26 protein-coding genes and 1 pseudogene are annotated in these 25,903 nt (G+C 63.1%); 14 read left to right on the plus strand and 13 right to left on the minus strand.

Annotated elements, in window-relative coordinates:
• Window positions 1–218 precede the first annotated feature (218 nt).
• From NKI63_RS25250 to NKI63_RS25260, 3 genes are all read right to left on the minus strand, one after another.
• Window positions 219–2,768 (minus strand): mechanosensitive ion channel family protein, encoded by a 2,550-nt coding sequence (locus NKI63_RS25250; protein ID WP_352823814.1) that lies wholly within the window; start codon window positions 2,766–2,768, stop codon window positions 219–221.
• Window positions 2,769–2,870: 102 nt separating this feature from the next.
• The gene (locus tag NKI63_RS25255) at window positions 2,871–3,875 is read right to left on the minus strand and encodes a cytochrome d ubiquinol oxidase subunit II (RefSeq protein ID WP_352689783.1); all 1,005 of its coding nucleotides are present in this window, start codon (window positions 3,873–3,875) and stop codon (window positions 2,871–2,873) included.
• A complete protein-coding gene (locus NKI63_RS25260) occupies window positions 3,872–5,245 on the minus strand; it encodes a cytochrome ubiquinol oxidase subunit I (RefSeq protein ID WP_352689784.1) in 1,374 nt (457 codons plus the stop codon). The genes NKI63_RS25255 and NKI63_RS25260 overlap by 4 nt, the downstream gene beginning before the upstream one ends.
• A gap of 263 nt (window positions 5,246–5,508) precedes the next feature.
• Here NKI63_RS25260 and NKI63_RS25265 point away from each other — a divergent pair, with 263 nt between their 5' ends.
• From NKI63_RS25265 to NKI63_RS25280, 4 genes are all read left to right on the plus strand, one after another.
• A complete protein-coding gene (locus NKI63_RS25265) occupies window positions 5,509–6,435 on the plus strand; it encodes an ABC transporter ATP-binding protein (RefSeq protein WP_352509392.1) in 927 nt (308 codons plus the stop codon).
• A 14-nt stretch (window positions 6,436–6,449) separates the two neighbouring features.
• Window positions 6,450–7,211, plus strand: a complete 762-nt coding sequence (locus NKI63_RS25270; RefSeq protein ID WP_352509411.1) for an ABC transporter permease — start codon at window positions 6,450–6,452, stop codon at window positions 7,209–7,211.
• Between the two features lie 134 nt (window positions 7,212–7,345).
• A complete protein-coding gene (locus NKI63_RS25275) occupies window positions 7,346–7,834 on the plus strand; it encodes a MarR family winged helix-turn-helix transcriptional regulator (RefSeq protein ID WP_352509394.1) in 489 nt (162 codons plus the stop codon).
• Window positions 7,834–8,514: a GNAT family N-acetyltransferase gene (locus tag NKI63_RS25280; protein WP_352509395.1), complete on the plus strand. Its 681-nt coding sequence runs from the start codon at window positions 7,834–7,836 to the stop codon at window positions 8,512–8,514. The genes NKI63_RS25275 and NKI63_RS25280 overlap by 1 nt, the downstream gene beginning before the upstream one ends.
• Before the next feature lie 104 nt (window positions 8,515–8,618).
• On the opposite strand, the gene NKI63_RS25285 is transcribed toward NKI63_RS25280, so the two are convergent.
• Window positions 8,619–10,625: a PhoX family protein gene (locus NKI63_RS25285; protein WP_254818037.1), complete on the minus strand. Its 2,007-nt coding sequence runs from the start codon at window positions 10,623–10,625 to the stop codon at window positions 8,619–8,621.
• A gap of 202 nt (window positions 10,626–10,827) precedes the next feature.
• On the opposite strand from NKI63_RS25285, the gene NKI63_RS25290 reads away from it, so the two are divergent.
• The 4 genes from NKI63_RS25290 to NKI63_RS25305 all read left to right on the plus strand — a co-directional run bounded on the left by NKI63_RS25290 (window position 10,828) and on the right by NKI63_RS25305 (window position 14,359).
• Complete coding sequence (locus NKI63_RS25290) at window positions 10,828–11,166, plus strand: hypothetical protein (RefSeq protein WP_023679017.1); 339 nt, start codon at window positions 10,828–10,830, stop codon at window positions 11,164–11,166.
• Between the two features lie 14 nt (window positions 11,167–11,180).
• Window positions 11,181–11,882 (plus strand): phosphatase PAP2 family protein, encoded by a 702-nt coding sequence (locus NKI63_RS25295; protein WP_352509397.1) that lies wholly within the window; start codon window positions 11,181–11,183, stop codon window positions 11,880–11,882.
• Between the two features lie 314 nt (window positions 11,883–12,196).
• A complete protein-coding gene (locus NKI63_RS25300) occupies window positions 12,197–12,466 on the plus strand; it encodes a helix-turn-helix domain-containing protein (RefSeq protein ID WP_352509399.1) in 270 nt (89 codons plus the stop codon).
• Between the two features lie 180 nt (window positions 12,467–12,646).
• Window positions 12,647–14,359: a SulP family inorganic anion transporter gene (locus tag NKI63_RS25305; protein ID WP_352509400.1), complete on the plus strand. Its 1,713-nt coding sequence runs from the start codon at window positions 12,647–12,649 to the stop codon at window positions 14,357–14,359.
• Window positions 14,360–14,375: 16 nt separating this feature from the next.
• Here the strand turns inward: NKI63_RS25305 and NKI63_RS25310 are convergent, their stop codons facing one another.
• On the minus strand, window positions 14,376–15,236 hold the full coding sequence (locus NKI63_RS25310; RefSeq protein ID WP_352509402.1) for an SMP-30/gluconolactonase/LRE family protein: 861 nt from the start codon (window positions 15,234–15,236) through the stop codon (window positions 14,376–14,378).
• A gap of 115 nt (window positions 15,237–15,351) precedes the next feature.
• Here NKI63_RS25310 and NKI63_RS25315 point away from each other — a divergent pair, with 115 nt between their 5' ends.
• The gene (locus NKI63_RS25315; RefSeq protein ID WP_352509404.1) at window positions 15,352–16,152 is read left to right on the plus strand and encodes a helix-turn-helix domain-containing protein; all 801 of its coding nucleotides are present in this window, start codon (window positions 15,352–15,354) and stop codon (window positions 16,150–16,152) included.
• Here NKI63_RS25315 and NKI63_RS25320 read toward each other — a convergent pair.
• From NKI63_RS25320 to NKI63_RS25330, 3 genes and pseudogenes are all read right to left on the minus strand, one after another.
• Window positions 16,149–16,346 (minus strand): annotated as a pseudogene (locus NKI63_RS25320) (hypothetical protein); the annotation flags it as partial. The gene NKI63_RS25315 and the pseudogene NKI63_RS25320 overlap by 4 nt on opposite strands.
• Window positions 16,347–16,479: 133 nt before the next feature.
• Complete coding sequence (locus tag NKI63_RS25325) at window positions 16,480–17,424, minus strand: CHAD domain-containing protein (RefSeq protein WP_352509405.1); 945 nt, start codon at window positions 17,422–17,424, stop codon at window positions 16,480–16,482.
• Window positions 17,421–17,894, minus strand: a complete 474-nt coding sequence (locus NKI63_RS25330) for a CYTH domain-containing protein (RefSeq protein WP_352509406.1) — start codon at window positions 17,892–17,894, stop codon at window positions 17,421–17,423. Before NKI63_RS25330 ends, NKI63_RS25325 begins: the two co-directional genes overlap by 4 nt.
• Before the next feature lie 88 nt (window positions 17,895–17,982).
• Between NKI63_RS25330 and NKI63_RS25335 the strand changes: the two genes are divergently transcribed.
• From NKI63_RS25335 to NKI63_RS25350, 4 genes are read left to right on the plus strand one after another with little or no spacing between them, the layout of a single operon-like run.
• On the plus strand, window positions 17,983–18,699 hold the full coding sequence (locus tag NKI63_RS25335) for a CerR family C-terminal domain-containing protein (protein WP_352509412.1): 717 nt from the start codon (window positions 17,983–17,985) through the stop codon (window positions 18,697–18,699).
• Window positions 18,696–19,649 (plus strand): HlyD family secretion protein, encoded by a 954-nt coding sequence (locus NKI63_RS25340; RefSeq protein ID WP_254818028.1) that lies wholly within the window; start codon window positions 18,696–18,698, stop codon window positions 19,647–19,649. Before NKI63_RS25335 ends, NKI63_RS25340 begins: the two co-directional genes overlap by 4 nt.
• Complete coding sequence (locus NKI63_RS25345; RefSeq protein WP_352509476.1) at window positions 19,646–20,566, plus strand: ABC transporter ATP-binding protein; 921 nt, start codon at window positions 19,646–19,648, stop codon at window positions 20,564–20,566. Before NKI63_RS25340 ends, NKI63_RS25345 begins: the two co-directional genes overlap by 4 nt.
• An 8-nt stretch (window positions 20,567–20,574) precedes the next feature.
• The gene (locus NKI63_RS25350) at window positions 20,575–21,711 is read left to right on the plus strand and encodes an ABC transporter permease (RefSeq protein ID WP_352823865.1); all 1,137 of its coding nucleotides are present in this window, start codon (window positions 20,575–20,577) and stop codon (window positions 21,709–21,711) included.
• Between the two features lie 35 nt (window positions 21,712–21,746).
• Here NKI63_RS25350 and NKI63_RS25355 read toward each other — a convergent pair whose 3' ends face one another.
• From NKI63_RS25355 to NKI63_RS25365, 3 genes are all read right to left on the minus strand, one after another.
• Complete coding sequence (locus tag NKI63_RS25355; RefSeq protein WP_352509478.1) at window positions 21,747–22,400, minus strand: glutathione S-transferase family protein; 654 nt, start codon at window positions 22,398–22,400, stop codon at window positions 21,747–21,749.
• 92 nt (window positions 22,401–22,492) lie between these two features.
• Complete coding sequence (locus NKI63_RS25360) at window positions 22,493–23,470, minus strand: threonine/serine dehydratase family protein (protein WP_352509479.1); 978 nt, start codon at window positions 23,468–23,470, stop codon at window positions 22,493–22,495.
• A gap of 200 nt (window positions 23,471–23,670) precedes the next feature.
• A complete protein-coding gene (locus NKI63_RS25365) occupies window positions 23,671–23,988 on the minus strand; it encodes a hypothetical protein (protein WP_352509480.1) in 318 nt (105 codons plus the stop codon).
• Window positions 23,989–24,167: 179 nt separating this feature from the next.
• On the opposite strand from NKI63_RS25365, the gene mbfA reads away from it, so the two are divergent.
• On the plus strand, window positions 24,168–25,151 hold the full coding sequence (gene mbfA, locus NKI63_RS25370; protein ID WP_254818023.1) for an iron exporter MbfA: 984 nt from the start codon (window positions 24,168–24,170) through the stop codon (window positions 25,149–25,151).
• A 6-nt stretch (window positions 25,152–25,157) separates the two neighbouring features.
• Here mbfA and NKI63_RS25375 read toward each other — a convergent pair whose 3' ends face one another.
• Window positions 25,158–25,502 carry an antibiotic biosynthesis monooxygenase family protein gene (locus NKI63_RS25375; RefSeq protein WP_254818022.1) on the minus strand — a complete coding sequence of 115 codons (345 nt, stop codon included), beginning with the start codon at window positions 25,500–25,502 and terminating at the stop codon, window positions 25,158–25,160.
• Window positions 25,499–25,831: an NIPSNAP family protein gene (locus NKI63_RS25380; protein WP_352509481.1), complete on the minus strand. Its 333-nt coding sequence runs from the start codon at window positions 25,829–25,831 to the stop codon at window positions 25,499–25,501. The genes NKI63_RS25375 and NKI63_RS25380 overlap by 4 nt, the downstream gene beginning before the upstream one ends.
• Window positions 25,832–25,903 lie beyond the last annotated feature (72 nt).

Here is a 25,903-nt window from a genome sequence, read left to right on the forward strand (position 1 = left end):
TGCAAGCCAACGATAGGATGGCAAACTGTTCGCGATGTCCTCGCACAGCTGTTCGCGATGTCCCCGGTCCAAACAGGGGGGAGATCGGCTATCACCTCGACCTTCGCCAAATCTCCAACGTTCAGGACGAGCGGAGCGCTGAAACTGCTAATCTCCCCCCTTGCGGGGGAGATGGCCGGCAGGCCAGAGGGGGGTGCTGTCCCGCCAACGTCTCGAAACTACTCCCCCTTTTTCCAGGGCAGGCTCCAGCGCACTTTCTCCAGCGTCGCCTTTGCCTCGGCCGAGTCCGGGTCGGGCTCTGTCTCGCGATAATGCGCCGAGCCCTCAGGCGGGTAGTCAAGCGTGTTGTTGAGGGCGAATTTGTCGATCTGGCTGAAGTCGGGGAAAGGCAGATTTTGCGCCTCGCGCCAATCGCCGACCCTTTTCTCCGCGGCGATGCGTTTTTCGTCGTCGACCGGAAGGTCGGTGGCTCTGTATTCCAGTGACGAAGGGAAGGCGAACTGTGCGCCGGCATCATCCATGACGTTGATCATGGATAACAGGATGTCCTCGCGGATGGCTTGAAAATCGGCCACGTCGGCGGTTTTGATATAAGTGAACACGTCGATATCGAGCGAATAGGCGCCGTAGCCGGCAAAGCGCACGCGGCACGGCTCATCGATAACGCGCGGATGGGCAATCAGCAGCTTGCGCAGCTCGGCCAGGACGTAACGCAGCTGATCGGGCGTCGTTTCGTAGCGCAGCTGCAGCGTCGTCGCGAACCGGGTGCGGTCGCGATGGGCGTAGTTCTCGATCTGCATGCCGGCGAAATCCGAGTTCGGCACCGAGATGATGGTGCGGTCGAGCGACCTGATGCGCGTCGAGCGCATGCCGATATGCTCGATTGTGCCGGACTGGTCGCCGAACTTGCAGAAGTCGCCTACGCTTACCGGCCGGTCGGCATAGAGCGTCAGGCCGGAGAGGAAGTTCTGCAGCGTCGGCTGCGCGGCCAGCGCCACCGCCAGACCGCCGATGCCGAGACCGGCGATGACGCCTTCGTATGGGATGGCGAGCACTTCGGCCAACAGCAGGAAGGCGACGACGAGCACGGCGACGCGCGCGACGCCGGTGGACAGCGAAATCAGCGTGTCGTGATAGCCGGGCACTTGCCACAGTCCGCGATAGTGTTCGGCGACCTTGCCAATCAGATGCCAGACCACCGGCACGGCGCCGATCACGATCAGGCTCCAGGCGATTGCCTTGACCGGGGCGGCGACCACTTGTGGCAGACCGAGCGGGCGCAGCGTCAACAGCAGGAAGAAGCCAAGCACGATCGAGCGCACCGCCCATTCGACGATGCGGAAGAAGGCCGGGCTGTCCGTCCTTCGCACAAACAAGGAAATCAGCGCATTGGCGATGAAGCCGAAGACGATGCCGGCCAGTGCGGCAAGGCCGAGCATCCACCATTGCCAGTGCTCCATCGGGCCGGCGCGGGTGAGCAGGCCGGGGCTGATCTCGCGGGCGAGGCCACGGGCGATAAAGAACGGGTCGGTGCTGGCGAAGGCGGCGAATTCCGGCGCCACCGGCACGTCTTCGACGTCGGCGTAGAGCGCGCGGATGTGGGCGAGCGTCTCGGGCGTGAACTGCCAGATCTTGCGCTTGCCGGTGCCGTCGGGGTCGGTCTCGACCGGGCCGATGACGATGTTGCCGGCGGGATGCTCGAAATAGACGAAGGGGGTGTTGCTCTTCGGATCGTCGGGGATCTCCTGCCAATAGACGTAGCCGATGCGGTCGATGACCTTTTTGAGATAGCGCTCGAGCAGGAACGCCTCGTCGCCGCGCACGGCCTGACTGTAGTTGCGCAGGTCGAGCGCCGCCTGGGCCGGGTCGCCGGCTTCGGTGAGGCCGCTCAACAGTACCTTGAACGTGTCGCGCGGCGAGGCGAGCCTGCTCGGATCGTCGATCATGTCGACGGCTTCGCCACGCGCTTCCTGGAATTCGGCGAGCTTTGCCTGGAGCTCGCCAAGTGGCGGCCCCACGATGAACCAGTCGCCATTCCTGCGGCGAAATGTGACGTCGAAGGAGACCCTGGTGCCGTATTGCGGCAGCGTCGCCGTCACCTCGTCGCTGGAAATAATGTCATGCGGCAGGCTCCACAGACGGAACGTCGCGTTGTCGATGACGGTGAACAGCAGCTTGGTGTAATCGGGCATGTTGAGGCCGCCGCGGTCGGCCTCGGTGACGTCGACGAGACCGGCCGCCAGGCCGGCAAGACCCATGCCGCCGCCGGTGGCGCGCGGGACATTGTCGGCGCCGCTCTCGTTCATCGTCTGCAGGAACGAGCGCATGGTGCTCATCGGGCTCGACTGGTCGACACGCACGTCCTCGACGGCGCTGACGCGCACACCTGTCCACCATTCGGCGGTGGCGGCATCGAAGCGGCCCATGAAGCTGCCGCCGTCAGGCGACTGGACGAAGGTGAAGGCGCCCTGGCGGTCGCCTTCGAACCAGTGGCCGACAAGCTTGTCGCCTTCGGCCTTGGCCTCGATACGGCCGTTATAAAGCGGGTACACGCCCTTTACGTCGGCGCCGGTCTGCTCGAACTTGATCTGGGCGCCGCCGCCGCGCCACTTCGTGTCCCACACGCCGGTCCAGTTGGCCGCGTCCTGGGCATGCGCCTGCGGCATGGCCGGCAGCAGGCCGGCAAGCGCGAGTGCGCCGATCAGCGCGACCGTCCGGATCAGCAAAAGCAGCAGCCGATCCTGTCCTGCCGCAGAAAAGGGGTTCATTCTGTTGCCCTTCTTCTTGCCGGCGATTCTGCTGGGCCGGCCAGAGAAGGTTATTCCGCTTGAAGATGAATATTCTGTTTCAGGCTGCGACGGCGATGCCGGTCAGTCATAGGTCAGATCCGTCGCCTTGCCGGCGAACACCCGGTAGGCAAAGAACGAATAGAAGATGATGATCGGCAGCACGACGGCCGTGCCGACCAGGATGACGGCCAGGCTTTCGGGTGCCGAAGCAGCCTGCCAGATGGTCAGCCGGTCGGGCACCACGAAGGGGTAGAACGACCAGGCGAGGCCGGCAAAGCCGAGCGTGAAGATCGCGGCCAATGTCAGGAACGGGAGCAGCGCGTGGCGGTCGCCGGGTTTCGGCAGATGGAAGGTCTGGCGCCACAGCCACAGGAACAGCACTGCCGACAGGATCGGCAGCGGTGACAAATAGAGCATGGCCGGCCAGACGAACCATTTGTCGAAGATGCGCGCGCTGGCAAAGGGCGTGGCCAGCGATACCGCGACCATGCCGAGCGCGGTCAGCACCAGCGCCGTGCGCAGCCACAGCACCGCCTTCTTCTGCAGATCGCCTTCGGTCTTATAGATGACCCAGGCCGCGCCCATTGCCGCGTAGGCCGCGGCAAGGCAGAGCGCCACCAGCGCGCCGAACGCCATGCCGCCAGGGCCGACGTCGAGGCCGAGCACATAGACGCCGAGCATATAACCTTGCGCCAGCGAAGCGACGACCGAGCCCAGGAAGAAGATGCGGTTCCAGCGGTGCTTCCTGCCGGCCGGCACCTTGGCGCGGAAATCGAAGGCGACGCCGCGCAGGATCAAGCCGACCAGCAGCACGAAAACCGGAGTGTAGAGCGCGGTCAGAATGGTGCCGTGCGCCAGCGGGAAGGCGACCAGCAGCAGGCCGACCGCCAGCACCAGCCAGGTCTCGTTGGCGTCCCAGAACGGGCCGATGGCGGCGATCATCGTATCCTGTTCGGTGCCTTCGGCTGCGGCGAACAGGATGCCAATGCCGAGATCGAAGCCGTCGAGGATGACGTAGATCAGGATGGCGAGGCCCATCAGGCCGGCGAAGATCAGAGGCAGCAGGGTCGGCCAGTCGACGCTCATGATGTTTCTCCCGGTTGCGCAACCGGCTGCGACAGCGGCATGTTCATGACACCCGGCAGCGGCGAGGTGTCACCATCCTTCGCCGCCTTCAATGCCAGATGCACCAACACGCCGAGATAGGCGATCAGTAGCAGCACGTAGAGGCTGAGATAGACCGCGAGCGACAGCGCGACATGGCTGCCGGCGACCGGCCCGACAGCATCGGCGGTACGCAGCACGCCGGTGACCAGCCAGGGCTGGCGGCCGATCTCGGTGGTGTACCAGCCGGCCAGCGTCGCCAGCCAGCCGGACAGCGCCATCGGCACCATGACGAGCGCCAGCGGCTTGGGGAGGCTATGGCGGCGCTTGAGGAAAAAGGCCGCCGACCAGGAGACGGCGAGCATAAGGAGGCCTGTGCCGACCATGATGCGAAAGCCCCAGAACACCGGAAATACCGGCGGATGGTTGCCGGCATAATCGTTCAGCCCCGGCACGACGCCGCCGGCGCTGTGCCTGAGGATGAGGCTGGCGCCGTCGGGAATGGTGAGTTCGAACCTGTTCTCGCTCGCCGCTTCATCGGGAAGCGCAAACAGCACCAGCGGCACGTTGGGGCCGGTGTTCCAGTTGGCCTCCATGGCGGCGATCTTCTGCGGCTGGTGTACGAGCGTGTTGAGGCCGTGCTGGTCGCCTGCGAAGATCTGGATCGGGATCAGGATCGCGGCGGTGAAGACGCCGGTGCGCAGCGCCTTCCACATCGATTCCGAACGATCGCCGTAGAGATAGCGCAGCGCCGACAGGCCGGCGATCAGGAACGAGACGGTCAGCCCCGAAGCAAGCAGCATATGGACGAGCCGGTAGGGCATGGACGGATTGAAGACAACGGCCCACCAGTCGGTGGCGTGCGCTACACCATCGCGCATCTCGAAGCCGGCCGGCGTCTGCATCCACGAATTGAGTGCGATGATCCAGAAGGCGGACAAGGTGGTGCCGCCGGCCACCAGCACCGTCGCCAGCGTATGGACGCGGTTCGAGACGCGGCGGAAGCCGAACAGCATGATGCCGAGGAACGCCGCCTCGAGGAAAAAGGCGGTCAGGATCTCGTAGGCCAGCAGCGGGCCGGCAATGTTGCCGACCGTCTCCATATAGCCCGGCCAGTTGGTGCCGAACTGAAAACTCATGGTGACGCCGGAAACCACACCCATGGCGAAGGACAGCGCGAATACCTTAACCCAGGTGAAATAAGCGCGCATCCAGGCCGAATCGCCTGTCGCGTTGTAGCGGAGCTTGAAGAACAGCAGCACCCAGCCGAGCGCGATGGTGATCGCCGGGAACAGGATGTGGAACGAAATGTTCGCGCCGAACTGAATGCGCGACAGAATGAGCGGGTCCATGGCGGCTCCGGCTGCTGCTTGTTTGTACAAGGATAGGCTTCATGCGCGGGACGGTCAAAGCGGCGTCCCGCCGCGAGGCGGAACGCCGCAGTGTCGGTGAATCTGTTTTTGCATGGAATTTGGCTGGACGACCTGGCAGGTGTCGCCTATTCCGGCAAACCTCGATGTCCAGAACTGTCAGGAGCGGCATTGACATCCGGATTTGCGAACCGACATTCAGCGGATTAAATCAACAACTCTGTTTCAAGCAGCCGTTTTCAGCCATGCAGCCGATCATCTCGATTTCCGGGGTCACCAAGACCTACGCCACCGGCTTCAAGGCGCTGAAGGAGATCAATCTCGATATAGTGCGCGGCGAGATCTTTGCGCTGCTCGGTCCGAACGGCGCCGGCAAGACGACGCTGATCTCGATCGTCTGCGGCATCGTCAACCGTTCGTCGGGTTCCGTCACCGTCGACGGCCATGACATCAACCGCGACTACCGCGCGGCGCGCAGCTTGATCGGGCTGGTTCCGCAGGAACTGACCATCGACGCCTTCGAGAGCGTGTGGGCGACGGTCAATTATAGCCGCGGCCTGTTCGGCAAACCGGCGGACAAGGCGTTCGTCGAAAAAGTGCTGCGCGACCTGTCGCTCTGGGACAAGAAGGACGCCAAGGCGATCACGCTGTCCGGCGGCATGAAGCGCCGGCTGATGATTGCCAAGGCGTTGTCGCACGAGCCGCGCATCCTGTTCCTCGACGAACCGACGGCAGGCGTCGATGTCGAGCTGCGCCAGGACATGTGGGCTATGGTGCGCCGGCTGCGCGAAGACGGCGTCACCATCATCCTGACCACGCACTACATCGAAGAAGCGGAGGCGATGGCCGACCGCGTCGGCGTCATCAACCGCGGCGAGATCGTGCTGGTCGAGGACAAGGCCGAGCTGATGCGCAAGCTCGGCCGCAAGCGGCTTGTGCTGGAACTGCGCAGTCCCCTGGCCACCGTTCCCGACGCCTTTTCGCGCTACGCGCTGGAGCTTTCGCCGGATGGCGGGCAGCTGACCTATACTTATGACAACCAGAGCGAACGGCCGGGCGTCGCCTCGTTGATCCGCGAGCTCGAGGCGGCCGGCATCCAGTTCCGCGACATCGACACGGAAAACAGCTCGCTCGAGGAGATCTTCGTCAATCTGGTGAGGAAACCGGCATGAACCCGCGCGCGGTCATGAACCTTCATGCGGTATGGGCGATCTATCGGGTGGAGATGGCGCGCGCCCTTCGCACGGTGCTGCAGAGCATTGTTTCGCCGGTCATTTCGACGTCGCTCTATTTCGTCGTCTTCGGCTCGGCCATCGGCTCACGCATCACCGAGATCGACGGCATCAGCTACGGCGCCTTCATCGTGCCGGGGCTGATCATGCTGTCGCTGCTGACGCAGTCGATCTCCAACGCTTCTTTCGCCATCTATTTTCCGAAATTCGTCGGCTCGATCTACGAATTGCTGTCGGCACCTGTGTCCTATCTGGAGATCGTCATCGCCTATGTCGGGGGTGCGGCGACAAAGTCGATCGTGCTTGGCCTGATCATCCTGGCGACGGCCTCGCTGTTCGTGCCGCTTCACATCGAGCATCCGTTCTGGATGCTCGCCTTCCTGGTGCTGACGGCGGTGACCTTCAGCCTGTTCGGCTTCATCATCGGCATCTGGGCGAAGAGCTTCGAGCAGCTGCAGCTGGTGCCGCTGCTGATCATCACGCCGCTGACCTTCCTCGGCGGCAGCTTCTATTCGATCAACATGCTGCCGGGCATCTGGCGCACGGTGACGCTGTTCAACCCGGTCGTCTACCTGGTCAGTGGCTTCCGCTGGAGTTTTTACGGCAAGTCCGACGTTTCGGTCGGCGTCAGCCTCGGCATGACGGTTGTTTTCCTGCTCGTCTGCATAGCAATCGTCGCCTGGATCTTCAGGACCGGCTACCGGCTGCGCAACTGATCGACTGGCCTGCCAGGCAAAGCAGCCTTATCAGTCAACGGAAACAGCGCTGAGTGCAGCCCTTGCGACGATGCCCTTGATCTTCATGTTTTGTTATATATCATGTTATTGTTTTTCGCGAGACGGATTGGTTTATGGAAGACATCATACGATCGCTTGGCTTCTTGTGCCTGGGCAGCAGGATGAAGCGTATAGGCGAGCAACTGCAAGCGGAGGCGCAGCGCCTGCTCGACCGGCTGGATGTTCCGGTTCAGGCGAGCCAGTACCCACTGCTGGCCGCGCTCGACAGGCTGGGCCCGCTGCCTGTCGGGGAACTGGCGCAATCGCTCGGCATCGCGCAGCCAGGTATAACGCGAAGCGTCTCGCTTCTGGCCGGACTGGGATTGCTCGAGGTCAGTCAGTCGACCGATGACCAGCGGCGCAGGATTGTCTCTCTCACTCGGGACGGCCGGCGGCTGGTCGATGTCGCAAAGCGCGAGGTCTGGCCGCGCATCGAAAACGCCGTTGCGGATTTGTGCGCGGATCTTTCGGGGCCGCTTCTTGAGCAGCTGACCGCCATCGAGGACGGCCTCGCCGCGGCTCCTCTCGACCGTCGAGTGAAAAATCCGGAGGGCGCGGCGTAATGAGACACCTGCTCGACCGCCCTATCTGGAGCGCACTTCAGACGCGACATCGGGCGTTCGCGCAAGGTAATGACCTCGCCAGGCAGTATCGGCCGTCGATCGTTCCATTCGCCGCCACTGGCGCCGACGACGCGGAAAGCCTGCGGACGCTCGAACAGCTTGTCTCCGCGGGCGAGAGTGTCATTCTGCTTCAGTCGGACGCCATTGCTCTGCCCGCGGGGCTTTTTGCGACTTCGACCGCAGCCGGGGTTCAAATGATTGCCGAGCGGCCGTTGCAAACCGTGTCTGACCAACGTGTGCAACATCTGACCCGAGACGATGCGGCTGAGATGCTCGCCCTGGCATTGCTCACCAAGCCTGGCCCATTCACGCTCGAAGCCTTGAGCCTGGGCGATTTTTGGGGCGTGAAAATCGAGGGCAGACTTGTGGCAATGGCCGGCGAGCGCATGAAGCAACCTGGCTATACCGAACTCAGCGGGGTGTGCTCACATCCGGAATTTCGCGGCGGTGGCCTAGGCAAGCTGCTGTCCCTGTTCGTGGCAAACCGGATAGTGGCGCGCGGCGAAGTTCCCTATCTCCACGCCTATGCCAGCAACGCCACGGCCATCAGACTATACGAGTCCATTGGCTTCAGGTTGCGAAGCACAATGAATGTGGCCGTGGTTCAGCGCACCGAATGATTAGTCGGCGCATGATGCGCAGCATGGATGCATCCCATATCAGGAAAGGAAGGATTTCGCATCCACCGAAATCCTTCCTCGAGACTGCAAGGCCTTCCTGCGTCTCAGACCGCGATCTTGCCGCCGCCTTGCCTGGTGATGGCAACGACCGCCGGGCGCACCGGCATGTCCGGCTTGAAGTCAGGCCAGCGGGTCGACAAATCCTCATAATAGGAGGGACGCCCAAAAGCCTCCCAGTCCTCGCCACCGTCGCCTGGATGCTGGACGGCAACGAAAGCAGTCTGGTCGTCCGGCGCAAACAGGGGACCACACATTTCGGCGCCGATCGGCACACGGAAGAACAGCTTTGAGGTCGCCCGCGCCGGGCCTTCCGTGTCGACCGCCCACAGGCCGTCGGTGCGGCCTGTGGCCTTCGGGCCCTGGCCGTCGGTAGCAACCCAGAGGCGGCCGGCCGAATCGACCGCGCAATTGTCCGGCATGCCGAACCAGCCATTGGCAGTGGTTGCGGTGGAGAAGGTGGCGCCGATTTCGGCCACGGCGGGATCGCCGCATTTCAGCAGGATTTCCCACTTGCCCTTGGTCGCAGCGAAATCACCGCCATCCTCGACGATCTCAATGATATGGCCAAAGGCGTTTTCGGCGCGCGGATTGGCGGCGTCGACCTGGTCGGCCTTGCGCTTCGAATTGTTGGTCAGCATGACATAGACCTTGCCATTGGCGGCATTGGGCTGGATGTCTTCCGGGCGGTCCATCTTGGTGGCGCCAAGCAGGTCGGCGGCACGGCGCGTCTCGATCAGCACGTCGGCCTGGCTGGCAAAGCCGTTTGCCGCTGTCAGCGGTCCCTGGCCGAAGACGATCGGCAGCCATTCGATTGAACCGTCCTCGGCGAACTTGGCGACATGCAAGGTGCCGTCGTCGAGCAAATTCATGTTGGCGGCGCGATCGTCCGGATTGAACTTGCCTGTGGTGACGAACTTATAGACATAGTCGAAGCGCTCGTCGTCGCCGAGGTAGAAGACGACACGGCCATCCTTGGCGACGATCGATTCTGCGCCCTCATGCTTGAAGCGGCCCATGGCGGTGCGCTTCCTCGGCACCGACGTCGGATCCTGGACGTCGACCTCGACGATCCAGCCGAAGCGGTTCGGCTCGTTCGGCTCCTTGCCGATATCGAAACGGTCGTGATGCGCCGCCCATTCATAGGCGCCTTCGGGAATGCCGAGGCGCTTGTAATTGGCCGCCTCGTTATGGCTCTGCGGCAGCTCGCCCGAGAAATAGCCGTGGATGTTCTCCTCGGCCATGACATAGGTGCCCCACGGCGTGACGCCGCCGGCGCAGTTGTTGAGGGTGCCGATGACCTTCGTGCCGCTCGGGTCGGCGCTGGTCTTGACGCGGTCGTGGCCGGCGACGGGACCCGACAGTGCCATCTCGGTGTTGGAGGTGATGCGGCGGTTGAGCTTGCCGTCGCGCACGACCTGCCATTTGCCGGCTTCTTTGCGGATCTCGACAATGGTGCCGCCATGCGCGGCCATCTCGACATCGACTTGCTCCTTGCTGAGGGGCGCCTGCTTGGCTTTGCCATCGACGATGGTGACGAGGCCCGGGAACATCAGATGCGGATTGGTGTATTCGTGGTTGACGACCAGCAGGCCATGCTCGGCCGAGCCGCCGATCGGGATATAACCGACATAGTCGTTGTTGTAGCCGAATTGTCTGGCCTGGGCTTCCGCCGACTGTTTTGTCGGATCGAATTCCGGCGAATCGGCGAACAGGGGATCGCCCCAGCGCAGCAGCACGTCGGCGTCATAGCCAGGTGCGACGTGATGCTTGTCGTCGATGCCGGCCTCGAGCTCGTCGAAAGCGAAAGCGGAGCCTTCGGCGGCGCGGGCGTTGTCGGCGGCGATCAGCGCCAGCGGGCTAACGGTAGCGGCTATGGCCGAGACGGCAAGCGAGCCCTTGAGGAAGCCGCGGCGCGAGAACCGCGCGGCGATGATCTCACCCATGGTGCGGTTGTCGGTGGGATTGGCTCCTGGCCCATCGTTTTCCTCGAGCAGGCTGGTGCGGAAATGGGCGTCAGGGGTGCGATGTTCGGTCGAGCGCTGTTCAGTCATGGGGGCCTGCCTCTGGCTGGATGGATTGCTGGAGCGTGTTGCCTGGCCAATCCGGTATTACCGGCAGGTCACAGTTTGATGACATGCCGGCTAATTGCCACCTGCGATTTCGTATCCAACATCAGCCCCGCTTGACCGCGACCGGCGCTTCGGAAACAAGAGCTGCGGCAGGCGCGTAGGGACCGCATCGGGAGGAACAAAAGTGAGTTTCTGGGGACTTGGGCAGCTCTGCGTTTCGACGGTGATCTTTCTGCTGGCGGCCATGGCCGCAAAACAGTGGGGGCTGGCGCCGAGCCTCGGCAAGATCGTGTTGACGTTGGCGCTCTATTCGCTGGGCAATCTGATCATGCTGAGGCTGATCCGTGAATTCGGCATGTCGGTGTCGTTCAGCCTGTCGGCGGTGATCCAGCTGGTGTCGGTGAATGTGGTGGCGCTGGTCTTCTTCGGCGAGCGCGTCAATGCCTTGCAGGCAACCGGCATTGTGCTTGCCATCGCAGCTGTGGCGCTGATCACGCTCGGGCCCTATCTGCAAAGGCTGTAGCTGCGATCGGGCCGATGAAGAAGATTGCAAGCAGACTGCGCAACTGGCTGGAGTTCCCGGTTCTGCTGGCCGGGCTGGTCATTGCCGGCGGGCTGTGGGGGTTCGAAGAACTGATGGAGCTGGCGCGGGCGACCACGCCGCATGCCTTCGACACCGAAATCCTGCTTGCCTTCCGCAAGGCCGGCCAGCCCGACAATCCGATCGGACCGGCGTGGCTGGAAGGAGCGATGCGCGACGTCACCAGCCTCGGCAGCGCCAGCGTACTGGTGCTGATCACGGCAGCAATGATCGTCTATCTGCTCCTTATCCGCAGGCCAGGCGCGGCGCTTCTCATGTTCGTCGCAGTGGCGGGCGGCCAGCTCCTGTCAAGCGTGCTGAAATTCGATATCGACCGGCCGCGCCCCGATCTGGTCTCGCATCTCGCCGATGTGGCATCGCTTTCGTTTCCGAGCGGCCACGCCATGCTGTCGGCGGTGACGTATTTGACGCTGGGCAGCATGGCGGCACGGTTTTTGCCCGGGCGCACAACGAAGATCTATGTGCTCGTGCTGGCGGTGCTGACGACGGTGCTGGTCGGCATCAGCCGCATCTATCTCGGCGTCCACTGGCCGTCCGACGTGCTGGCCGGCTGGTGCGCCGGCTTTGCCTGGGCGATGCTGTGCTGGCTGGCGGCACGATTGCTGCAGCGATGGCTAGGGCGGGCCGACGGCACCTGACGTCGGCCGGACTACTTCAAATCAGCCTGTTGATCAGGCCATGTCCGCAGCCTGCCAGCAGGAAAACCATCGACAGCAAGACTGTCGAGGTCGCCAACGCTTTGAATGTCTTCACCTGCTCATCCCTTTTAAGGTCGTACCTGTGAAATCGGTACCGCAATGGATGTCCCGCCTAACGATGTCGAGGTTTGTAGCATGCCAGCGCACCGGCTGGCAAAGACTGTTGCATGTTTCACATATGCAAGATGATGTTTGACCCATCATTATGAAGGTATTATACGTGATACTGCAGAACTCAGACGGGGTTTTGACCGATGATCACTGCCGCGCAGATGCGTGCCGCGAGGGCGCTGGCCGGCATCGATCAGAAGACCCTCGCCGAGCGCGCCGGGGTTTCGCTTCCAACCATTCAGCGCATGGAAGCGAGCGACGGCGTGGTCCGGGGCGTGGTCGATACGCTGATGAGGGTCATCCAGGCCCTTGAAGAGGCCGGGGTCGAGCTGATCGGCGAGAACCAGGCGAGCGAGCGTGGCGGCAGGGGCGTTCGCCTCAAGCCTGTCACGCCGCAGAACCCGCAAGGCTGACGCTACTGCCGCATCGCCGAAAATCAAATTCGATTTTCGGATAGTCCGATGCGCGGGTCAAAAGTGTTGGGGCGTATCTGTGCGCCTATTTGGACGCACGCCGCTCCAAGTCGCGACGGCGACCGCCGACAGTCCTGCCGACGATCCCGCCGCTCCTTGGTTTCATGCGGAAGGCACTCGATGGATCAGACGCAGCGGGCAGTGCATCAACCGGCGCGGCCGACATTTTCCGAACTGTTCACCCCGAAGCTGGTGACGGTGCTGCGCGAGGGCTACACGCTCACGCATTTCAAGGCGGATGCCATCGCCGGGCTGACTGTCGCCATCGTTGCGCTGCCGTTGTCGATGGCAATTGCCATTGCTTCAGGCGTGACGCCGGAGCGCGGGCTCTACACCTCGATCATTGGCGGATTCCTGGTCTCGGCGCTTGGCGGCAGCCGTTTCCAGATCGGCGGCCCGGCCGGCGCCTTCGTTGTGCTTGTGGCGGCGACGGTGGCGCGGGTTGGCGTCGACGGCTTGCTGCTGGCGACGATGATGGCCGGCGTGTTCCTGCTTGCCATCGGCTATCTCAGACTTGGCACCTACATCAAATTCATCCCCTACCCGGTGACCGTCGGCTTCACCGCCGGCATCGCTGTCATCATCTTCTCCGGCCAGATCGTCGAACTGTTCGGGCTGAAGCTCGCCGGCAAGGAGCCAGGGCCGCTGGTGCCGAAGCTGATGGCCATCGGCGAAGCGGCCGGAACAATCAACCTCGCCGCAACTGCGGTGGCGGCACTGACCATCATCACCATTGCGATGTTGAAGCGGTTTCGGCCGAAGTGGCCGGCTATGCTGATTGCCATCGGACTGGCATCCCTCGTCGTCGCATTGCTCGCCATGCCGGCCGAGACGATCGGCACGCGCTTCGGCGGCATCCCGCGCAGCCTGCAATGGCCGGCCTTCCCGCCGCTCAGCCTCGACAGGATAATCGACGTGCTGCCGGACGCCATCGCCTTTGCGCTGCTCGGGGCGATCGAATCGCTGCTGTCGGCCGTCGTCGCCGACGGCATGACCGGAAGGCGGCATCGCTCCAATTGCGAGTTGGTGGCGCAAGGCTTCGCCAATATCGCCTCCGCCTTGTTCGGCGGCATATGCACCACTGGCACCATTGCCCGCACCGCGACCAATGTACGGGCCGGCGCGCATGGACCGGTCTCAGGCATGATGCACTCGGCCATTCTGCTTGCTCTGATGCTGGCGGCGGCACCGCTGGCCAGCTATATCCCGCTTGCAGCACTTGCCGGCGTGCTGGCGGTGGTGTGCTGGAACATGTTCGAGAAACAGGCCTTCGCCACCTTGCTGCGCGCCTCGCGCGGCGATGCGCTGGTACTGATGGCGACGTTCCTGATCGTCATCTTCCGCGACCTGACCGAAGGCATCGTCGTCGGCTTCGCGCTAGGCTCGATCCTGTTCATCGACCGCATGGCCAAGAGCATCGCGGTGGAGGCGGACCATCAATCCTTGGTGCAGGAAGACGTCGCCGACCGAGCCAGCGCTTATGATTCCAGCGAGGCGAGCGATGCCGACACCGTGGTCTACCGGATATCGGGCGCCTTTTTCTTCGGCGCCGCCTCGACCGTCGGCACGGTGCTGGACCGCATCGCCGACCAGCGCAAGAACTTCATCCTCGACTGTTCGGCGGTGCCGTTCTTCGATTCGACGGCGGCCAATGTCATCGAGGGCGCGGCCCACAAGGCCAAGCGCGCCGGCGTTCGCTTTATTATCTCAGGCGCTTCACCGCAGACACGCCGCATGCTGATCAACCACGGTGTCAAGCGGCCGCTGGTGACTTATGCCGCATCGATCACGGATGCGCGGGCGCAGCTGAAGAAAGCCGCGCCCGCCGCCTGAGCTGGCAACTGCCGGCTTAGTCGAGGCCCAACGCTGAGACCTCGCCCTCGTTCATCAGCGGCACGAAGATTGTCGACTTGCCATCTGTGCCGATATCGGCGCTGCCCGGCTTGAACGTCGCAACCACTTGCGGCGTACCGCCGGCTTTGTAGCGGTAGAGCGTGCCGGTCATATAGGCAGTGGCGTAGATGCTGCCGCCGATGGCAACGACGCCATCGAGGTTGGCAAAGTTTTCCGCGCCAGCCAGAGGCGAAACGGCCTTGGTGGCGAGATCGACCGAGAGCAGGCCGCCCGGCTCCGCGGTGCTGAAGTCGGGCTTGATGCCCTTGCCCCACGAAGCGACGATCAGCCGGCCGCCATCGGCGAAGATGCCATTCGGCGAAGCGAGCGCCGCATCCTTGATGAACAGTTCGAGCCGGTCGCCGTCGATGCGATAGATCGTATCGGCAAGCATATCCGTGACGTAGACCTTGCCGGATGCATCAGCGGTCATGTCGTTGAGAAAGACAGCGTTCGGCACGTCGATCGTCGACGCTAGCTTGCCGCTTTGGAGATCGACGACGCGCACATGGGTGATGTCGGCGACGTAGAGTTTGCCGCCGGCAATCGCCATGCCCTTGGGCGCGTCCATGCCGTCGGTCCAGTGTTGTGTGACCAGCTTGCCGTCCATCGACAGAACCGACAGATAGCCGTTGCCGTCGGCTTCGCCGGGATTGCCGACGATGTTCGAGACGATAACGCGCTGGCCGGCGGCGTCGAACAGCGCCGATTCAGGTTGCTCGAGGCCGCTGGCGCGCCAGAGTTCAGCGGCCTGAACTGCCGGCGCAGTCGCGATGCCGAAGATGGCGAGAAGTATCGGTGTGAAGAGGCTTTTCATGGCTAGTCTCCTGTAATGGACTGGCGGAGAGCTAGGCCTTTCGATACTTTCCGGGAAGATCTATCGGGACTAGTACCGAAGGTTGATACCAAATCGTGCAAAAGAGGTGCATCCCGTGAACGGCCTGATCTTCGACGCGCTGAAGCGGACGCTGAAGGCCAAGGGCGTGACCTACCGCGTCCTTGCCGAGCGAATGGGCGTTTCCGAGCCGACGGTGAAGCGCATCTTCCACGAGCGCAACTGCAAGCTCGACCGGCTGATGGAGATCTGCGCTGCCGCCGGCGTGGAGTTGGAGAACGTGCTCGGCTCTATGAACAGAGGACCAGGACCTGCCAACCACGTCGCGCCGGAGATCGAGCGCAAGCTCGCCGGCCGGCCGGCACTGCTGTTCATCTTCGTCATGCTTTCGGAAAAATTTACGCCCGAAGGCATCATGCGCTCACAGGGGTTGAGCGAGGCTTCGATGTTCCTCTATCTGCGAGACCTCGAGGAGTTGGGGCTGGTCGCGCTCGGTCGCGGCCTGTCGGCCAGGCTGCTGGTCGAGACGCCAATCCAGTGGAATTTCGACGGGCCATTGCGGCCACTGTTCGAGGTGACCAACAAGAACTTCATCGGCTGGGCCATCACGCATCTGGAGCGCGAGGCGACATTCGTCAGCTTCTCCAGGCGGATGCGGCCCGAGACGGCGGAAATGGTCAGGCGGGAGGCGGAGGAACTGGCCGAGCGCGCCAAATTGCTTGCGCATCACGATCAGCACACGACGCCGGAAGACGGGTTGGTCGGCTACAAATGGACCTTCGCTTTCGGCGCGACGCCATTCCCGGCGATCATGCCGATCGGACCGCATCCGCGCGACGCCGGCGCGCGGACACCCGGCCGGGCCGCCGCAAAGACACGACGGCCGCTGCCGGCCTAGCCGCCACTCTGAACCCTTGTTTCGGCGTTGGTAATCCAGGGCTTGTCGTCCCAAATCATCTGCCGGTAGTCGAAACCATATTCGACGGTCGGCTTGCTGATGCGGAAATAGGGCGACAGGTCGAAGTCGCGCGGCGTGTCGAGCGAGTGATGGCGGATGTGCAGAATTTCCCTGCGCGAATAGCGTCCGACGGCGTGTAAGGCTCGTAGCCGGACGATTCCTCCTGCAGCCGGCCGGCAAGCCAGCGGCCAAGTCGGTCCAGAAGCGTGTCGCCGGGCTCGGTCATGCCAGACGGCGATTATCACAGGGCGGCAAATTACACCATGATCAGCCCACGCCAGGCGCGCCGGCGTCTTCGTGCGATACCGCTGTGAGATCGTCGCGCACCTTGCGGGCAAGCTTCCTTGTCGAGCGCTTCGGACGGTCGCCGAAAAGCTCGGCCGCCTCGGCGAGGCAGGTTTTTTTCAGGCTCTTTTCCGAGCGCTTCAGCAGCTTGGCAAGCAACCGCGTGTCCTCAGGGGGACCGAGCGGCTGGTCCTCGGCATCGAGAAGCGCGCGCATGACGAACACGTCGTGCAGTTCGCCGAGCCGCTCGCCCAATTCATCGACGGCCTTGCGCCGGGCCTTGATCGGCGTCGGCCACAGCCGGCCGAGCAGCGACAGGTGCATGCCATGCGTCTTGGCCGCCTTGCGCAGGTCGTGAAAGTCATCGGCTTCGCCGCGCGAAGCCGCCTTGTCCAGCGCTTTCCTGGCGCGGCGCAAAGTGGCGCGCGCGCCTTCGGCGAGCACGTCGGCAGCCTGCTCCGGCTGGTCGGGCAGAGCGAGCTTGTCGATCCGGCCGACACCTTCCTCGCAAGCGGCGATCGCCGCGCCTATCGCAGCATCGAGGCCTGCTCCGCCATGCAGTTCATGAAGGCGCGCGACGAGCCGGTCGCGAACGGCATCGAGGCCACCGCCGGCACTTTGCTCGGGAAAGCTTGCCGCTAGCCGGTCGATTGTTTCCACCAGTGCGGTCGCCTCGCGCGGGCCGGCAAGCAGGGCCGCCACCTGGCGGTAGCATTGATTCTCAGTCACGCAGAATGTTTCGTCTCCGGAACGGACAAGGCGCAGCAAGGCGCGGACATTCTTCAGCCGTTTGCGACAGTTGTGCAGCCCCTGTTCGGGCCTGTCACGCGCGGCGTCCAGATGGACAAGCGCCTTGCCGATCTCCTCGGCGAGAATGCGTCTGATCTCGCCGGTCAGCGAGATGTGCGGATCGATACGAAAGCTCATGCGACGATCTCCGCAATCCCCCCAAGGGCGAGCGACGCGTTGTAAAATCTCGGCTCGCCGGTGACTTCACGGCCGAGCCAATCTGGCAGCATTTCGTCCGGTACATCCTCCGGCGTCTCGAGCTCGGCGATCACCAACCCCGCAAGCGTCCCGCCGAAGACATCGACTTCGTAGAGATAGCCGCGGTGTCTAACATGATGGCGTGTCTTCTCGATGACATGTCCGATGGCAAAGGCCTGCATCTCCTGCGCCTCCGCCAAAGGCATCGGATATTCGAATTCATCGCGTTGGCGTGCCTGGCTGCCGAACTTGAGCGTCAGCTTGGCGGCGGCATCATTGCTGATGCGCACACGCACCGTACGGCTGGGTTCGGCGAGAAGGTAGAATTGACGGATATGAGTGTCCGCCTCGACCATTGCCCGCCATTCCTCACCTGAGACCAGGAATTTACGCTCGATTTCCTTGCCCATGGCCACGCACTAGAGCGCGCACGGCCAGAGTTGGCAAGCCGCTTGATCGCAGTTGACTTTAATCATTCGATTGATTAAATTGTCGATGATGATCAAATCGCCCAGCGCCAGCAGCCTTCCTCATGAGGGGCCCAAGACCGCCGCAGACATGACGCGGACGGCACTCGTGCGCGCGGCGCTGAAGCTGTTCGGACGCCAGGGTTTCGACGGAACGTCGACGCGCCAGATCGCGGCTGAGGCCAAGGCCAATATCGGCTCGATCGCCTATCATTTCGGCGGCAAGGAAGGGCTCCGCAACGCGGCAGCCGACTACATCGTCGACACCATCCAGACCGTTGCCGGCCAGGCGATCGGCAATCTGCAGGCGCCGGTCGCAGCATTGGCGGACACCGAGGCCGCGCGGGCACATTTAGCCGTCGCACTGGAGCGGATGGTCGCCTTCATCGCGGCAAGGCCGGAAGCCGGCGAGATTGTACAGTTCGTCCTGCGCGAGCTGTCGCATCCTACCGCGGCGCTCGACCGTATCTATGACGGCGTGTTCGAACCGGCGCATCACCGCCTCTGCCTGATCTGGGAACAGGCGACAGGCGAGCCGGCCGAGAGCGAGCGCACAAAACTCACCGTATTCACGCTGATCGGGCAGGTCGTCTATTTCCGCATCGGCCGCGAGGCGGTTATGCGCCGGATGGGCTGGCGCAAGATCGGCGATGATGAGGCCGGCAAGATCGCGGCAACAATAACCGACAATCTCAGCGCGATTTTAGCTCGGCGCGATTTGGCTGTCCGGAAGGATCGTGGATCATGAGCCTGCTCTGTTCTTTGCCGCTTGCCGCCCAGCTTTTCAGCGCCTGCGCGCCGGCAGCACCGCTCGCCGTCGGCTACGTCGAGGGCGACTACGTCCTGCTCGCGCCGATCGAGGTGGCGCAGGTCGAGACGATTGCGGTCAAGCGCGGCGACCGCGTCGCGCCCGGCACGCCGGTGGTGACGTTGGAAAACGCCGACGCCAAGATCGCCATCGCACAAGCCGAGGCGGCCCTTGCGCAGGCCCAGGCGCAACTTGCCGACCTGCAGGTCGGCAAGCGGCCGGAAGAGATTGCGGTGCTCAAGGCGCAGGTCGACATGGCCAAGGCGCAAGCCGCCGACGCCAAACGCCGTTACATCCGCGCCAGCGATCTGTTCAAACGCGGCACCGGCACGCAGGCCGACTACGACACGGCTTCCGCGACGCTGGAGACGGCCAACGCGCAGGTCGGCCAGGCGGAGGCCAATCTCGCCGTCGGCGGGCTGCCCGCACGGCCCGAGACGATCAAGGCCGCCGACAATCAGGTCAGGCAGGCGCAGTCGGCGCTGGAGCAAGCGCAATGGCGACTGTCGAAGCGCGTGCTGACGGCGCCCTCGCCCGGCCGGGTCAACGATGTCATCCGCTATCCAGGCGACACGGCCGGGCCGACCGCGCCGGTCATCTCCATACTGCCGGATGGCGCGGTGAAGCTCAGCGTCTATGTGCCGGAAAGCGCGTTCTCCTCGGTCGATGTCGGCACGCTGCTCAATGTCCATTGCGACGGTTGCGGAGCGGGCGTGAAGGCTCGCGTCAGCTACGTGTCGCCGGATCCGGAATTCACGCCGCCGGTGATCTACTCGCTCGAGACCCGGCAAAAGCTGGTCTATCTGGTCGAAGCGCGGCCGGAGGGCGACGCCAGCGCATTGCAGCCCGGGCAGATCGTCGACGTCGATCTGGCGGACATCGGAAAATGAACGTCATCGACCTGCACGGCCTGGTCAAGCGCTTCGGCGACAAGACCGTCGTCGACCATGTGACGATGACGGTGGCCGAGGGCGAGATCGTCGGCTTCCTCGGGCCGAACGGCTCAGGCAAGACGACGACCATCCGCATCATGTGCGGCTTGCTGACGCCGGATGAGGGCGAAGGCACGGTTCTGGGCTTCGACATCCGCACCGACAGCCTGCGGATCAAGCGCGAAGTCGGCTACATGACGCAGAGATTCTCGTTCTACGAAGACCTCACGATCGGCGAGAATCTCGAATTCGTGGCACGGCTTTACCGGCTGAAGCCGCTCGACGGGCATGTGGCTAAGACGCTTGAGGAGCTCGGCCTGACATCGCGCAAGAACCAGCTGGCCGGTACGCTGTCCGGCGGCTGGAAGCAGCGGCTGGCGCTGGCCGCCTGCATCATGCACAAGCCGAAACTGCTGCTGCTCGACGAGCCGACGGCGGGCGTCGATCCGAAGGCCAGACGCGAATTCTGGGACGAGATCCACCGGCTGGCGAGCGGCGGCCTGACCGTGCTGGTCTCCACCCATTACATGGACGAAGCCGAGCGCTGCCACCGCATCAGCTACATCTCCTACGGCAAGATGCTGGCCACTGGCACGGTCGAGGACGTGGTGAGGAATGCCGGGCTGACCACCTTCGTCCTGCAAGGGCCACGGCTCGATAAGGTCGCGGCCGCACTTCATGGCCGCCACGGCGTCGACCAGGTGGCGCCGTTCGGGGCGACGCTGCATGTCGTCGGTTCCGACAGGAAGGCGCTTCAGGCAGCGCTCGCCGATGTCGAGAAAGAGCACAAGGGCGTCACGGTATCGCCCGGCGAGACCAGCCTGGAGGATGTGTTCATCCAGTTCATGTCCGGTTCGAAGGACAACATGGGATGAAGAACGGGATAAACAGCATCTTTTCCTTCGCCAGGCTAGGCGCTCTGCTGATCAAGGAGTTCATCCAGATGCGGCGCGACCGCATCACCTTCGCCATGATGCTCGGCGTGCCGCTGATGCAGCTGGTGCTGTTCGGCTATGCCATCAACAACGATCCGAAGAGCCTGCCGGCAGCACTGGTGGCGATGAGCAGCGATCCTTACACGCGGGCCATGGTTTCGGCGCTGCAGACCACCGGATATTACCGCTTCGACCATGTTGCGCAAAGTGCCGCCGAAGCCGAATTCCTGATGGCGCGCGGCGATGTCGCCTTCGTCGTCACCATTCCCGCCGATTTTGCCCGACGGGTCGAGCGCGGCGACAGCCCGCAGATCCTGATCGAGGCGGATGCAACCGACCCGGCCGTCGCCAGCGGCGCCATCTCGACGCTCGGCACCGTCGCCAACCAGGCGCTGCTCAGGGCACGCGGCATGCAGGAGACGGCGGCTGAAGCTGCCCGGGGCCAGCTCCAGGTGGTAGTACACCGGCGCTACAATCCGGAAGCCGTCTCGCAGTACAACATCGTGCCCGGTCTGCTCGGCGTCATCCTGCAGATGACGATGGTGATGATGACCTCGATCGCGCTGACGCGCGAGACCGAGCGCGGCACGATGGAGAACCTTCTGGCGATGCCGTCCAGCCCGCTCGAGATCATGCTGGGCAAGGTGCTGCCCTATCTGGCGGTCGGCGCCGTGCAGGTGTTGGTGGTGCTGGCGGCCTCGAAGCTTCTGTTTGCCATACCCTTCACCGGATCTATGTCGCTGCTGCTGACGGCGGTCCTGATCTTCGTCTTGGCGCTGGTACTGCTCGGCTACACGATTTCGACGATCGCCCGCACGCAGATGCAGGCCCTGCAGCTCACCTTCTTTTTCTTCCTGCCGTCGATCATGCTGTCCGGCTTCATGTTCCCCTATCGCGGCATGCCGGACTGGGCGCAAGATTTCGGCGAAGTGCTGCCGCTGACGCATTTCCTGCGCATTATCCGCGCGGTGATGCTGAAGGGCGCCGAGCTGCCGGCAGTGACAACGGAGATCGGCTGGCTGGTGGTGTTCGTGGCGCTATTCGCCGGCATTGCGCTGGTGCGGTTCCGCCGGACGCTGGATTAGGGTCGACGCAATCAGCTTGCGCAAATGATCGAGAATCACACGGCCTTGGCCTGGCCCGGGACCGGTGTCAATTCAGGTGCATTGAGCCCTTCGAAGGGATCACGCCAGGCATCGATTTCTTCAAGCTGCCGATACCAGCGGCCGACAGAGGGATAATCATCGAGAGGCAATCGGGCGACGTCGTTGAAGGGCAGAAACGTCGCCATTCGAAAGTCGGCGTAGGAAACCGAATTTCCGACCAGCCATTCTCGCTGGGAAAGCTCGGCATCAAGTATTGCAGCGGCGGTACTGAAGTCCCTCAGGCCCTCCTCAACCCGTGCCTGATCGATCGGGCCGAGCCCATAGCGCTGTTTGGTCCCGCGTTCGAAATGCACGACATCGCAGGCTCTTGCGAGGTTCTCTTTGCCCCAACTCAGCCACCGGATCATCTCCGGCTCATCGTCGCCGGTGCGCCAAAAATGCGAATGCGTGTCGCGTGAAAGCCGGCAGGCTATGGCATCGGCCTCCCAGAGGCTTTTTCCCAAGTCCACAAGGATGGGCAATGAAAGATTTGGATTGAGCGGCCGAAAGCGCTCGGCCTGCCCCGGAGCGAAGGGGGAGGCGAATTCAAACTCGACCTTGGCATTGAGATAACGTGCCACGGCGACCGCGAGGCGAGGATTGGGATTGCGGCTGAAGAACAGTTTCATTGATCTCAGTCCTTGAATGGGACCGGTTCGACCGGACGCAACGGAGGCTCGAGCGCCTCGAACCGGCGCATGACCTGCAACTGATTGCTATCTTAGCTGGCAGCAATGATCTCGGCATAGGTGCTGAAATCGACATTGCCGCCGGACAGCACCACGGCCACGCATTTCCCGGTAAGGTCGATCTCGCCTGACGACAGCGCGGCCAAGCCGACGCAGCCGCCAGGTTCGACCACCAGCTTCAGGCAAGCCATCGCGTCGCGCGTCGCCTGAGCCACCGCCTTGTCGGAAACGGCGATGGCGCCCGCGAGATTCTTGCGGTTGATCTCGAAAGTGATCGCACCCGGCTCGGCGACGAGAAGGGCATCGCAGATCGAGGTGTGGCCGGGCGCGTTCGACACCCTGGCGCCTTGGATCAGCGAGCGGCGTGTGTCGTCGAAATGCTCGGGTTCCACAGCCCAGACGGCGGTGTCCGGCGAGGCGTCCTTGATCGCGATCGAAATGCCGCTGCTCAACCCGCCGCCGCCGCAGGGAACCACCACCGCATCGAGGCTGACGCCAAGCGCTTTTGCTTGGCGCATCAATTCGAGGCCGATCGTGCCCTGGCCGGCGATGATGGCCGGATCGTCGTAGGGCGGCACCAGGACCATGCCCTTTTCCACGTAAGAACGGACAACGGCAGTGCGATCGTCGCGGACCCGGTCGAAGGTGATCACTTCGGCGCCCATCTTCCTGACATTGCCGACCTTCATCGCCGGCGCATCGGCAGGCATGGCGATGATGGCCTTGACGCCGAACATCGCCGCTGCGGCGGCAACGCCTTGCGCGTGATTGCCCGACGAGAAGGCGACGACGCCGCGGGCGCGTTCTTCCGCCGAGAGCGAGGAGAGCCTGTTATAGGCACCGCGGAACTTGAACGAGCCGGTGCGCTGCAACGTCTCCGGCTTGAACAGGATCCTGGCGCCGAAGCGCTTGTTCAACTCCGGCGATTCGATCAGCGGCGTTTCGACGATCAGTCCGGACAATCGCGCTGCTGCGCTGTGAATATCGGCGATGCCGGGAGGGATGGTCATGGCTGGGGTCCTGCAAGAAATGAGACCGCCTATGGTGCACGGAAAGGGAGGCCGCGCACCAATAAAAAATGTGACCGTTACAAATCGACTTGGAGGCAGGAGTGGGGCGTGACTGTCACCCCCCGCCGCCTCCGCCCTCCGCTATGCATTCGTCACTTCAATCGACAAATCGTTGCCTGACCGGCATTGCCGGCCGCTCCTCATCCCAACAGCGTCTTTTTCCGTTTGGGGCCGCCCATCTTGCGCCAGGTGTTGAAGCGATGGGTGGCAGCAGCGAAGGAGATCTTCATCTGCTGAGCAACCGAATAGCGCGACTTACCCTCGTCGAACAGGCGATAGCAGCACTCGACGCCCTCCTCGGTCAACTTGCCGTCGGGAGCCTTGTTGTGTGGATTGGCGGGATCGAATTTTTCGACCTGCTGCTCGACCAGCCCTTTCAGGCGCTGCAAGTCCGCCTCGATGTTAGCGATCAGGTCGAGAACCGGCTTGGGGTCAAATGGCTGCTGTTGTTCCGGCATCTGCGGGTTCCTTTCTCTTGGTTCAGATTCGATCATATAGGTGAACGTTTGCCGATAGCAAACGATGCCTCGTTCGGTTTCGACGTCGATACTTTTGAGCAGATGAGTGGAGGGGCGCGATTGACCGAGGATGTGCGAAGCTCTAGTTTAGAACTATTCTAAACTGGGGTGAATTTCTCATGCTTTCCCGCGTTTTTGGCTTCGGCCGCCGTCCGTTTGAATCTCTCTCGGAGCAGGAGATCCTGGCGCTCGCAATCTCCTCCGAGGAGGATGACGGGCGCATCTATCGCGCCTATGCCGACGGGCTGGCGGAAAGCTTTCCGCAATCGGCCAAAGTGTTCGAGGAGATGGCGGAGGAAGAGGACGGCCATCGCGACGCGCTGATCGAGCTTTACCGCAAGCGTTTCGGCGAGCGCATACCGCTGATCCGGCGCGAGCATGTGAAGGGTTATTACGAGCGCAAGCCGGACTGGCTGGTGAGGCCGCTCGGTATCGATCATGTGCGCAGCCAAGCCGAGGCCATGGAGCGGCAGGCCTACCTGTTCTATATCGAGGCGGCCAAACGCACAGGCGATGCCTCGACGAGAAAGTTGCTCGACGATCTGGCGGTGGCCGAACAGGGCCACGAGACACTGGCGCAGCGGCTGGAGCAAAAGCATATATCGGGCGCGGTCAAGGACGAAGAGGCGGCGGCCGAGCAACGTCAGTTCATCCTGACCTACGTGCAGCCCGGGCTGGCCGGGCTGATGGATGGCTCGGTGTCGACGCTGGCGCCGATCTTTGCCGCGGCCTTTGCCACGCACGACACGTTCCAGACCTTTCTGGTCGGGCTTGCCGCCTCGATCGGCGCCGGTATCTCGATGGGATTCACCGAAGTGGCCTCCGACGACGGCAAGCTATCCGGCCGCGGCTCGCCGGTAAAACGCGGGCTGACCGTCGGCGTCATGACGACGCTGGGCGGGCTCGGGCACGCGCTGCCCTATCTCATCCCGCTTTTCTGGACGGCGACGATCGTCGCCGCGGTCGTGGTGTTCTTCGAACTTTGGACGATCGCCTTCGTACAGAACCGCTACATGCAGACGCCATTCTGGCGCGCCGCCTTCCAGGTGGTGCTGGGCGGCGCGCTGGTGTTTGCGGCAGGGGTGCTGATCGGGAATGCATAGCAGTCGCTACCCATTCACCGCCCGGCTGTCTGCTGGCGCCTCGGCGCGTTCGGTCAGGCCGTAGTCGCGCATGACATGGGCGATCCGCAAACGGTAGCCGGCAAAGATGCCGCCGCGCCCAGCCCTCTGCGCCTGCCGATGTTCCTGCGTGTTGCGCCAGGCCTTCACCGCATCCTCGTCGCGCCAGAAGGACAGCGACAGGATGCGGTTCGGATCGGCAAGGCTCTGGAAGCGCTCGATCGACAGGAAACCGTCGATGCCGTCGAGCAGTGGGCGCAGATCGGCGGCGATGCCGAGATAGGCATCGCGCATGCCCGCCGCCGGCTCGACCTCGAAGATGACGGCGATCATGGCTTCACCAAAGAAGCATGTGGCCCGGAGGCCAGTTTGAGGAAGATGCGGTCCTCCTTCAGGATAAATTTTTCCCGCCGGGCGAACTCGTAATTCGCCTTGCCGGCGGGATCGGCGGCGAGCCGGGCGCGGTAGGCTTCGTAGGCCGCAAGACTGTCGATGTTGTAGGCGGCATAAGCCGTAGTGGCCGAGCCTTCGTGCGGCGCGAAATAGCCGATCAGATCGGCGCCGCAGCGCGGGATCGCCTGCCCCCAATTGCGTGCATATTCCTCGAACGCCGCCTTGCCGAACGGATCGATCTCGTAGCGGATGAAGCAGGTGATGGTCATTTTCGCCTCCTTGGCGGTGGATGTTTTCTGGCGGTCACAGTTCGAGCCGGGTCGAAACGTTCCGAAGATCGA

Origin of the sequence: Mesorhizobium sp. M0410 (assembly GCF_040321435.1) — a bacterium.
Lineage (GTDB): Bacteria > Pseudomonadota > Alphaproteobacteria > Rhizobiales > Rhizobiaceae > Mesorhizobium.